This window comes from Salinivibrio socompensis S35, from assembly GCF_000513715.1.
GTDB classification, from domain to species: domain Bacteria; phylum Pseudomonadota; class Gammaproteobacteria; order Enterobacterales; family Vibrionaceae; genus Salinivibrio; species Salinivibrio socompensis.
The window spans coordinates 19,889-30,361 of sequence record NZ_AQOD01000006.1 but is presented as its reverse complement, the minus strand read 5'-3'; the positions used below and the strand labels follow the sequence as shown (position 1 = coordinate 30,361).

At 48.6% G+C, this 10,473-nt stretch carries 14 protein-coding genes and 1 pseudogene; 11 read left to right on the top strand and 4 right to left on the bottom strand.

The features are described 5' to 3' along the window. Positions 1 to 170: 170 nt before the first annotated feature. From rpsF to rplI, 4 genes are read left to right on the top strand one after another with little or no spacing between them, the layout of a single operon-like run. Entirely contained in the window at positions 171 to 599 is a 429-nt protein-coding gene (gene rpsF, locus DZ54_RS0100860) for a 30S ribosomal protein S6 (protein ID WP_025672788.1), read from the top strand. Positions 600 to 607: 8 nt separating this feature from the next. Continuing rightward, positions 608 to 910, top strand: a complete 303-nt coding sequence (gene priB, locus DZ54_RS0100855) for a primosomal replication protein N (protein ID WP_025672787.1) — start codon at positions 608 to 610, stop codon at positions 908 to 910. 16 nt (positions 911 to 926) lie between these two features. Continuing rightward, on the top strand, positions 927 to 1,154 hold the full coding sequence (gene rpsR / locus DZ54_RS0100850) for a 30S ribosomal protein S18 (RefSeq protein ID WP_021023493.1): 228 nt from the start codon (positions 927 to 929) through the stop codon (positions 1,152 to 1,154). Positions 1,155 to 1,186: 32 nt separating this feature from the next. Then, positions 1,187 to 1,636 (top strand): 50S ribosomal protein L9, encoded by a 450-nt coding sequence (rplI, locus tag DZ54_RS0100845; protein WP_025672786.1) that lies wholly within the window; start codon positions 1,187 to 1,189, stop codon positions 1,634 to 1,636. Positions 1,637 to 1,697: 61 nt separating this feature from the next. Here the strand turns inward: rplI and DZ54_RS0100840 are convergent, their stop codons facing one another. Beyond that, entirely contained in the window at positions 1,698 to 2,468 is a 771-nt protein-coding gene (locus tag DZ54_RS0100840; RefSeq protein ID WP_025672785.1) for a DUF481 domain-containing protein, read from the bottom strand. Between the two features lie 169 nt (positions 2,469 to 2,637). On the opposite strand from DZ54_RS0100840, the pseudogene DZ54_RS17845 reads away from it, so the two are divergent. Continuing rightward, positions 2,638 to 4,030: pseudogene (locus tag DZ54_RS17845) on the top strand (replicative DNA helicase). Continuing rightward, positions 4,020 to 5,162 carry an alanine racemase gene (gene alr, locus DZ54_RS0100830; protein ID WP_240473879.1) on the top strand — a complete coding sequence of 381 codons (1,143 nt, stop codon included), beginning with the start codon at positions 4,020 to 4,022 and terminating at the stop codon, positions 5,160 to 5,162. The pseudogene DZ54_RS17845 and the gene alr overlap by 11 nt, the downstream one beginning before the upstream one ends. A gap of 36 nt (positions 5,163 to 5,198) precedes the next feature. Here alr and DZ54_RS0100825 read toward each other — a convergent pair whose 3' ends face one another. Next, positions 5,199 to 5,630, bottom strand: coding sequence for a secondary thiamine-phosphate synthase enzyme YjbQ (locus DZ54_RS0100825; RefSeq protein WP_025672783.1), 432 nt, complete (start codon positions 5,628 to 5,630; stop codon positions 5,199 to 5,201). A 229-nt stretch (positions 5,631 to 5,859) separates the two neighbouring features. Between DZ54_RS0100825 and pgi the strand changes: the two genes are divergently transcribed. Next, positions 5,860 to 7,515 (top strand): glucose-6-phosphate isomerase, encoded by a 1,656-nt coding sequence (gene pgi, locus DZ54_RS0100820; RefSeq protein WP_025672782.1) that lies wholly within the window; start codon positions 5,860 to 5,862, stop codon positions 7,513 to 7,515. A 96-nt stretch (positions 7,516 to 7,611) separates the two neighbouring features. Here the strand turns inward: pgi and DZ54_RS0100815 are convergent, their stop codons facing one another. Next, positions 7,612 to 8,076 (bottom strand): chemotaxis protein CheX, encoded by a 465-nt coding sequence (locus DZ54_RS0100815; RefSeq protein WP_021023500.1) that lies wholly within the window; start codon positions 8,074 to 8,076, stop codon positions 7,612 to 7,614. A 29-nt stretch (positions 8,077 to 8,105) separates the two neighbouring features. Further along, a complete protein-coding gene (gene zur / locus DZ54_RS0100810) occupies positions 8,106 to 8,549 on the bottom strand; it encodes a zinc uptake transcriptional repressor Zur (protein ID WP_025672781.1) in 444 nt (147 codons plus the stop codon). Positions 8,550 to 8,831: 282 nt separating this feature from the next. Here zur and DZ54_RS27270 point away from each other — a divergent pair, with 282 nt between their 5' ends. The 4 genes from DZ54_RS27270 (at position 8,832) to DZ54_RS0100795 (ending at position 10,473) form a co-directional block, all read left to right on the top strand. After that, positions 8,832 to 9,017, top strand: a complete 186-nt coding sequence (locus tag DZ54_RS27270) for a cupredoxin domain-containing protein (protein WP_420804822.1) — start codon at positions 8,832 to 8,834, stop codon at positions 9,015 to 9,017. A 75-nt stretch (positions 9,018 to 9,092) separates the two neighbouring features. Next, complete coding sequence (locus tag DZ54_RS27265) at positions 9,093 to 9,278, top strand: cupredoxin domain-containing protein (RefSeq protein WP_420804821.1); 186 nt, start codon at positions 9,093 to 9,095, stop codon at positions 9,276 to 9,278. A gap of 242 nt (positions 9,279 to 9,520) precedes the next feature. After that, entirely contained in the window at positions 9,521 to 9,649 is a 129-nt protein-coding gene (locus tag DZ54_RS26590; RefSeq protein ID WP_276201969.1) for a hypothetical protein, read from the top strand. Between the two features lie 269 nt (positions 9,650 to 9,918). Next, positions 9,919 to 10,473, top strand: a complete 555-nt coding sequence (locus tag DZ54_RS0100795; protein WP_025672780.1) for a Panacea domain-containing protein — start codon at positions 9,919 to 9,921, stop codon at positions 10,471 to 10,473.

Sequence of the window (10,473 nt, the reverse complement as noted above, 5' to 3'; positions counted from 1 at the left end):
GTGACGGCGCTAGAGGAAAATCAGCGGATAAAGGGAAAATCTGTTTGCTTATGCCGATGCAATTCTGTACTATCTCGCGCCTGATTCTCGGTCTTTTATTTTTCGTTCCTTGCTTCCGCTGGACGACCGGGCCAATTGTGGAAGCTGATTAATCCGTAAGGAGCAACTCAATGCGTCATTACGAAATCGTATTCATGGTGCACCCTGATCAGAGCGAGCAAGTTGCTGGCATGATCGAGCGTTACACTGCGTCTATCAAAGATGCAGGCGGTCAAATCCATCGTCTAGAAGACTGGGGTCGTCGTCAACTGGCTTACCCAATCAACAAGCTGCACAAAGCTCACTATGTTCTGATGAACGTAGAAGCTGAGCAGTCTGTGATTGACGAGCTAGAAAGCACGTTCCGCTTCAACGATGCGGTGATCCGTAACATGGTCATGCGTACCAAAGACGCTATCACTGAGCCATCTGTCATGATGAAGGCTAAAGAAGAGCGTACTACTAAGCGTGAAGATCGCCCTGAGCGTGAAGAGCGCACAGAAGCGAAATCAGAAGCAACAGCTGAAGCGCAAGCTGAAGGCGAAAACGCAGCTGAGTAATTGCTGTGATGACCAATCGGTTGGAGCTTGCTGGTGTTATCAGTAAAGCGCCGGTCCATCGCCAGAGCCCTGCAGGCGTTCCGCACTGTCACTTTGTGTTAGAGCATCGTTCCTCGCAGGTTGAAGCTGATTTTCCTCGACAAGTGTTCTGTCGCTTATCTGTGGTTATCAGTGGTCAAAGGTCAACACAACAAACGCAACATTTAGCTCTAGGTAGCACTATCAATGGTAAGTGGTTTTTGGCTTACCAGACCAGCCGTCAAGGCGAGGGAAAATTGGTATTGCATGCCGACACTATTATAGACATTTAGATCAGGAGATAAGCCCATGGCACGTTTCTTCCGTCGTCGTAAATTCTGCCGTTTCACTGCAGAAGGCGTCACAGAGATCGACTACAAAGACGTAGCGACTCTAAAAAACTACATTACCGAATCAGGTAAAATCGTACCTAGCCGTATCACTGGTACTCGTGCTAAGTATCAGCGTCAACTGGCTCGTGCTATCAAGCGCGCTCGTTACCTGGCCCTGCTGCCGTACACTGACAAGCATCAGTAATCGGAACTGTCCAAGTTAGAGAGGATTGAAGAATGCAAGTTATTCTACTTGATAAAATCGGTAACCTGGGTGGCCTAGGTGATCAGGTAACTGTTAAATCTGGTTACGCACGTAACTTCCTTATCCCTCAGGGTAAAGCAGTTATGGCAACCAAAGCCAACATCGAACATTTTGAAGCGCGTCGTGCTGACCTAGAAGCAAAAGTTGCAGAGCAACTGGCTGCTGCTCAAGCGCGTGCTGAGAAAGTTGAAGCACTAGAAGCGGTTGAAATCGCTTCGAAAGCGGGTGATGGAGGTAAACTGTTTGGTTCTATCGGTACCCGTGATATCGCTGACGCTGTGACCGCAGCGGGCGTTGAAATTGCGAAAAACGAAGTTCGTCTACCAGAAGGCGCACTGCGTCACACTGGCGAATACGAAATCAGTGTGCAGCTGCACTATGATGTTTTCGCGACCGTCAACGTGAACGTTGTTGCTATGTAATCAGCAACAAGGTTTCGATAAAAAGCCAGCCCTCGGGTTGGCTTTTTGTTTTTTAAGCGGTTTATAACCATTGGTAACGAATACCGACTGTGAACATACTGTCGTGATTTTTTAGCCCCGGAGGGACATCTGTCATATAAGTATGCTTGCTGGTGATTTTGGTCGATAGCTTTTCAGTAATGGTCGACGCCAAAGTGAGCGAACCTTCGACACTGGTATTACTGCCGCCCGAAATCACAACGCTTCTCCCTTCCAAGCTGACATTATCGAGCATGTGCCATTCTCCTCTTGCCTGCGCACGTATCACCGATTCACTGACCGAGTAGGGCATGATCAAATCGTCATCATCAATTTCATCGACGTTCGGTTGTTGGTAACGAAAACCTGGGCCTATCTCGGTGCTTAATGTGACGTGCGTGTTTTCAAACCACTGATAGCCTAACCCCGTCGCCAGCATAAAATCGTCATAATAAGGGCCGTACCGGTCAGACACATAAGTGGCATTGAGTAGTGCATAGCTTCTCGCCCCAAGTCGCATATTGGCTTGCGATTCTAGCTCTGTTTTACGTTTGTCTTCTTCGCCATCTTTTTCAACTTGTAACAGACTAATGCTGGCTTGATAACTATATTGCTCAACCTTGTATTGGCCATTGAGCGCATTATTGATGGTTTGAGAATCTGAATTGCCCCCAAGACGTTGATAGCCTAGCGAAATATCAGCTGACCAAGGGGACTCAGATGTTTTATTATCATCGCTCGCATAGGCAGGGATCCCGAATATCATCCAAATTGATAGCCACACGGGCTGACAAAAAGACTTCACTACATTCATCTCACGCAATCTAAGGCGCCGCTATGCTAAGTGCTGTCTGCATTGGGAGAGTCAAATTTGGGTTAGAATTCGAGGGTGTCATTCAGCGTTTGGAAAAAAATGTCGCATGGGGCAGCGTCTCGCGAGGACAGCGGGTATAATGACCTCCATTAGCAATAGGTGAGTTTTTATGGCAGACAATCGTAAACCCGCAAAAGATCAGCAAGTCGCTAACCTCAAAGTGCCACCACATTCGATAGAGGCCGAGCAGTCGGTTTTAGGTGGTTTAATGTTGGATAATGAACGCTGGGATGCGGTTGCGGAAAAAGTCGTCGGCCATGATTTTTATAGCCGGCCCCATCGGTTGATTTATGAATCGACAAAATCGCTGCTTGATGAAGGTAAGCCGCTGGATCTCATTACCCTATCCGAGCATCTAGAAAAGTCTGGCCATTTGGATGATGTGGGTGGGTTCGCGTATTTGGCCGAGTTGGCAAAAAACACCCCCAGTGCCGCTAACATTGTGGCGTATGCGGATATCGTCCGTGAGCGTGCGATGGTGCGTAATCTGATTGGGGTAGCCAATGAAATTGCCGATGCCGGTTATGATACCCAAGGGCGAAGCTCCGAAGACTTGCTCGATATGGCGGAGAGTAAAGTCTTCGCGATTGCAGAATCACGCACCAGTGAAACCGAAGGCCCACAGCACATAGATTCGGTACTGAGCAAAACGCTAGAACGCATTGAAGAGCTGTTCAAATCGCCTCAAGACGGCGTCACGGGCGTATCGACCGGCTTTACCGATCTCAATAAGAAAACGGCAGGTTTGCAAATCATCCGATTTGATCATTGTGGCTGCCCGTCCATCGATGGGTAAAACCACCTTTGCGATGAACTTGTGTGAAAACGCGGCGATGGATCAAGATAAACCTGTTCTGATTTTCTCGCTCGAGATGCCAGCTGAACAGCTGATGATGCGGATGTTGGCGTCGTTGTCCCGCGTTGATCAAACCAAGATCCGAACCGGCCAATTGGATGATGAAGATTGGGCGCGTATCTCGTCATCAATGGGGATCTTGATGCAAAAAAAGAACATGTATATTGATGATAGCTCAGGATTGACGCCTGCCGAAATTCGCTCACGCTCTCGTCGAGTTGCACGTGAGCATGGTGGCGTCAGTATGATCATGGTCGATTATTTGCAACTGATGCGAGTACCGGGTTTACAAGAAAATCGGACCTTAGAAATTGCCGAGATCTCGCGCTCGCTTAAAGCGTTGGCTAAAGAGCTGAACGTGCCTGTAGTCGCGTTATCGCAGCTTAACCGTTCGTTGGAGCAGCGTGCAGATAAGCGCCCCGTTAACTCGGATTTGCGTGAGTCGGGCGCGATTGAGCAGGATGCTGATTTGATCATGTTTATCTACCGTGACGAAGTCTACAACCCAGAAAGTGCAATGAAAGGAATGGCGGAAATCCTGATTGGTAAACAGCGTAACGGCCCAATTGGTAGCGTGCGCTTGACCTTCCAAGGCCAATATTCACGCTTTGATAACTATGCAGGACCCGCGTTTGATGACGAATAATCCTTTTATCATGACCAACGCCGCTAAGGCCATCATTGACCCTGACGCCATGGTGCATAACATTCAGGTGATGCGCCGCAAAGCGCCGGACAGCAAAGTGATGACAGTGGTCAAATCGGACGGTTATGGCCATGGATTAACCTCAGTGGCGACGACGCTGGCACCCTATAGCGACGCCTTTGGGGTCGCACGGATAGAAGAAGCACTGACGCTGCGCCAAGCGGGAGTCACTTTGCCCATTGTGCTACTTGAAGGTTTCTACGAAGCGGATGAACTGCCGTTATTGGTTGAACACCAACTAACCGCGACGGTGCACTGTGATGAGCAAGTGGCGATGCTGACACAGGCGACACTGCCTTCGCCTTTATCGGTATGGTTAAAAGTGGATTCAGGCATGCACCGTTTAGGTTTTGAGCCCGATCAGGTCCCTGGTGCACTTTCTGCCTTGCACGCCTGCGTCAATGTAGTGTCTGAGATTGGTTTCTTGAGCCATTTTGGCTGTGCGGATGAAATGGATAACCCTATCACCCAAGCACAAATTAACACCTTTACCCATGTGACGGACGGGCAGCTTGGTGAGCGATCATTGGCTGCATCATCCGGTACCTTATTTTGGCCGCAAAGCCATTTTGATTGGGTGCGTCCTGGTATTTGCCTGTATGGGATTTCGTCGCGTATCGAGTTAACCGGCGCAGAACTTGGCTTGAAACCGGCGATGCGCCTCACGTCGCGTGTGATGGCGGTGCGCCGCCTAAAAGCCGGTGAACCCGTTGGTTATGGCGCGCGCTGGCGCACGGAGCGCGACACCCTCATTGGGGTGATAGCAATTGGTTATGGGGATGGTTATCCACGGTTGGCCCCGGATGGAACCCCCGTATGGCTCAATGGTCGCGAAGTGCCACTTGCTGGGCGGGTCTCGATGGATATGATCACCGTTGACCTTGGCCCTGATGCGACTGACAAAGTCGGCGACGAAGCTGTATTGTGGGGGCCTGAGCTCCCGGTTGAGCGTATCGCGCGCTTGGTTGATACCATCGGTTATGAACTCGTCTGCCAGGTGACGGGCCGCGTGCCGCGTCAATATCTAACCTGCACGTCGTCGATCCCGCCGGCGGTGAGCTCAAACCAGTGATACGCTAACCGTCTCGGTCTATCCTGTGTCGGTTGGTTAGCCTGCGGCAGACGCACCTTGAAGTGTGACCACGAGTGTACGTGAACCGCCTTTATTGCGATGCTCACCCAGATAAACCCCCTGCCACGTGCCGAGATTGAGATACCCCTGGGTGATAGGGACAGTGACACTGGCACCCAGTAAAGATGCCTTAATATGTGCCGGCATATCATCATCACCTTCATAAGTATGGCGATAATAGGGCGCGCGCTCGGGCACTGAGTGATTAAAATGAGATTCCATATCTTGGCGCACGGTGGGGTCGGCATTCTCATTGAGGGTTAAACTGGCTGAGGTATGTTTGATAAATACCTGCATCATTCCCATCTCTATATGATGCAACATCGGTAGCGCGTCGACGATTTCATCGGTAATGAGGTGAAAGCCACGAGGGCGGGCGCGCAAGCGAATTTCAGTTTGATACCACATAAGCAATCCTTGTTGTGATCTCTATCGTAACCAGTTAGCCCAAAGGCGATCCCACTATTCTATGATTAATCGCAACCTACTCACAGCGATTGCATGTGAGAATCGAGCCATGATTATGTAATATTACACCAATGACCGCTGCGTACAGCGTGGTGGTGGCGACGTTATACAGGATCCTTGCCTGCTGTGATACCCACAGCAGCACTCTCAACGCGATTTGGATGACATGATGCTAAAGACAACGAACCCCACTCAAACCGTGGCGTGGCAATCACTGACCGCCCATTTTGAAGAAGCACAGGACTATACACTGGCGGATCTGTTTGCGGATAACCCAGACCGATTTGCCCATTTCTCAACGCAATTCGAAGACAGCATTCTGTTGGATTATTCCAAAAACTTGATCAGCGAAGAAACCCTGACCAAGTTACTGGCATTGGCGGACGAAACCGGTGTCGCCGACGCGATTGCGTCAATGTTCAACGGTGAGAAAATCAACCGTACAGAAGACCGCGCTGTGCTTCATACTGCGTTGCGTAACCGTAGCAATCAGCCTGTTATGGTAGACGGCGACGATGTTATGCCGCACGTCAATGCGGTACTCGCGCAAATGCAATCATTCTCTGAGCGCGTGATCAGCGGTGAGTGGAAAGGCTATACCGGTCAAGCGATTACCGATGTGGTGAACATTGGTATCGGTGGCTCAGATCTGGGTCCTTACATGGTCACCGAAGCGCTGGCGGCTTACAAAAATCATCTCAATTTACACTTTGTCTCTAACGTTGATGGCACCCACATGGCCGAAACGTTAAAAGCCCTTAATCCTGAAACCACATTGTTCTTGGTGGCGTCAAAAACCTTTACCACCCAAGAAACCATGACCAATGCGCACACCGCGCGAGATTGGTTTATGAAAGCGGCTGGTGATGAAAGCCAAGTAGCGAAGCACTTTGCGGCCCTTTCAACCAATGCCGATGCCGTTGCGAACTTTGGGATTGATACTGCTAATATGTTTGAATTCTGGGATTGGGTTGGCGGCCGTTATTCATTGTGGTCAGCCATTGGTCTCTCAATTTGCTTAGGCGTTGGCTACGATAACTTTGTCGCCTTGCTCGATGGCGCACATCAAATGGATAACCACTTCAAAACCGCCCCCATGGCGCAAAACATGCCGGTGTTGTTGGCGTTAATTGGTATCTGGTATAACAACTTCCACGGTGCCGAATCGGAAGCTATCTTACCGTATGATCAGTACATGCATCGTTTTGCCGCTTATTTCCAGCAAGGCAATATGGAATCAAACGGTAAGTATGTCGACCGCAATGGTCATCCTGTCGATTATCAAACGGGCCCAATCATCTGGGGTGAGCCTGGTACAAACGGCCAGCATGCTTTCTACCAGCTTATCCACCAAGGCACTAAGTTAATCCCGTGTGACTTTATTGCTCCCGTGCATAGCCACAATGCCATCGGTGATCACCATGCCAAGCTGATGGCGAACTTCTTCGCACAAACCGAAGCACTCGCCTTTGGTAAGAACCGTGAGCAAGTGGAAGCTGAGCTCGTGAAAGCCGGTAAATCGGCAGAAGACGTTGACGCGATTGCTCCCTTTAAAGTATTTGAAGGTAATCGTCCAACCAACTCTATTTTGGTTGAGAAAATCACGCCTTATACACTCGGTGCCTTGATTGCCATGTATGAGCATAAAATCTTTACGCAGGGGGTGATTTGGAACATCTTCAGTTTTGACCAGTGGGGCGTTGAGCTGGGCAAACAACTGGCCAGTAACATTTTGCCAGAGCTGAGTGATGATCAGCAGGTTGAGAGCCACGATAGCTCGACCAATGGACTGATCAATGCATTTAAACAGTGGCGTCAGGCGTAAGTCGATTGAATGCCCTGAAAATGAGAACGCCGCGATGGTTATCGCGGCGTTTTTTATCTCACCACAGGCTTTGTTGGCTGAGGAGTGAATCCTCAATTAGTGATCGAAGCAGATCTCAATAAACGCCGTACCATGTGGGGATTTAAACGGCATGATGATCACAGGCCCATCACTTTTATGGTTGATGGTGTGGCCTTTGCCAGAGACCACCACTGGGGTTGCCATTTCAAACTCAAACCCCTTTTCAGATAGGATCCGTTTAGCACCGCCTGTCACCATATTGGTGATTTCACCGACCATATCGGTCACTTCTTCATCAATGGACTCTGAACGTTCCCCAAGCATGCGTTGCATGATTTCAAGGGCCATGTCTTCATCAAATGTGACTGAAAACGATCCTTTTGTTTGTGGGCCAACCATACCTATCAATCCAGAGACGTCGCCTTTTGCGATCTCTGACTTTTTCAAATGAGGCTTCTCTGGCTGGATGTCCAGCTGTGCCATAGTTTGTAGCACATTGATCAGCGAAGTAAGGAATGGGTTGACGAATTGTGCTTCCATAAAGAATGTCCGTCCTAATCAAATCAGTGTTAGTGAGCCAAGCATTGTGCACAGGTGCCATGGGTTTCAATTACATGATGCTGTACATCAAATCCCATTTTCCGCGCTTTTTCACGCAATGCCTCTGATAGCTCTTCAGTGTGACACTCTTCTACGGTGCCGCATTGATCACAAATCAGCAGTTGAGAGCAGTGCCCCTGATGCCCTAAGTGGCAGCAGGCAATATAGCTATTGATCGACTCCACCTTATGCACAAACCCCTGTGCTAATAGAAAGTCTAGCGCACGATACACCGTTGGGGGTTTCGCTTGTGGCTCTGTTTCACGCAATACATCAAGCAGCTCATACGCGGTAATAGCCCGTGAGCAATTGGCGATAATGTCGTAAACGCGTGTTCGTTGTGGCGTCAGTCGTACGCCGCGTTGCTCACACAGCTGCTGTGCGCGGTGCAGTAAACCAGTGATCTTGGTCATAGCGCCTCAAAGTGCTAACAGTCAGACGGCTATCTTACCATAGCTGTACAACAACGCACCCTGCGTATCTTTATCCTATGCGCTTTGCCACAGGTGTAAATATATAGTCTGTGACCCCTTGATCGCGATCAGCTACTCTCATGTAATGATAGAAGTAAAAAGAATAAATAATCAGTCGATTTTTGAATCGGCTAACTGTTTTGCGCTGTCATGTCAGTATGATGACAGCATGCCACAGGCATAAAAAACATACCTTTACATCCATAACAGGAGTATGTACCGATGAAAAAACTGTTAGCCCTCGCCGCCTTGGCGTTCGCGTCTGTCTCAACGCAAGCGGCTGCCAATGAGTGTGAGTTAACTGTCACCACCGGCGATAAAATGGCCTACGACCAGTCATCGTTGTCCGTACCAGCAAGCTGTAGTGAAGTGACGCTTACGCTGGAGCATCAAGCTCAATGCCTGTGACCTCAATGGGCCACAACTGGGTGCTGTCGGAAACGGGTAACTTGCAAGATATCGCCATGAAAGGCGCAGGTGCCGGTGCCGATAACGATTATCTACCACAAGGCGATGACCGTATTTTGGCGCACACCAAACTGGTTGGCGGCGGTGAAAGCACCACGATTCACCTTTTCAACCGATGGTTTACAAGGCAAAGACTTAACCTATTTCTGCTCTTTCCCAGGCCACTGGACGGTAATGAAAGGCAAATTCACTATCGAATAAGTCCTGTCGCGAGGGAGCGCATCATTCGGCTCTCTCGCTTGCTTTTTGGTTTGCTTCACAAAGCAGATCGTTCCAACCTTTCTAAGAATTATCACGCGTTCCATACCGTTATCATATCGGGTTCTCTTTCAAACCCTTCACGCGTACCAGTTCTGCTTAAATCTTACCGGTGCAATGTGTATAATCCGCGTCCGCCTGTCGAAAATGACCGTCGTTCGACGTAATTACAGAGATTCGAGACCATGACTAACCCCTGCAAAACCGCCGCCAGCCCTGATGTGACGCCAAAACCGGTGATGCAGCGTTTCTCTGTTGCGCCCTTGTCGGATTGGATTGGTTGGTTTGATTTTCAAATAGTCACATTGATTTAGGGTGACTGTGGGGTCTCTGTAAATACACAGTACTTTTAATTTTTGTGTGACGTATCTAACTAACAAGGCACCGTAATTGTTATAAATATGCGCATATAATGTGTATCATGTAAATCGCAGAGCTTCTTCGAAATGCTCGACATGGTCTACAATTTGTTCAAGTATATTAACTGATATTGTGTGATTCTTGTACATCTGCTAGAGTCCGCACTCCTCGATATTTACTTGTCGAACTGATTTTAATTGGCAGTTAACAAAGTAGGTGATTTATGTTTTCTGAAGAAAAAGTAACGCATATGGCGGCTTATCTTCTTCTAAAAAACGACCGCCGTATGCCATGCATAAAGCTGTTGAAACTCCTCTACTTAGCTGAAAGGCAAGCTTTTGATAAGTGGGGTTCTTCGATGAGTGGCGATAGATTTGTTTCTATGCCTCACGGTCCAGTTATGTCCCAGACCTATGATTTGATGAAAGGGTTTGGGCATAAACAGAGTACTTGGCAGTCTCTCATTCAAGATGAAGCAGATTATGACGTCTCTCTCAAACCAGATACAGAGATTGAAGAACTGGATGAATTGAGTCGCTCAGAGATGAGAATACTAGACTCAATCATTGAGACATATGGTCATATGGGACCATTTCAGCTTGTCGATTTTACACATGATAGTTGTGATGAATGGCAAGACCCTCAAGGAAGCTCATTCCCTATCAAACCTGAGGCCATCTTTCGTGCCCTAGGTAAAAATGATTTGGAAGTTAAAAAGCTTGTCGACAAAAACAGGGAAGAGCAAGCGTTAGACTCAATCAGGGCATTATTGAGGTAA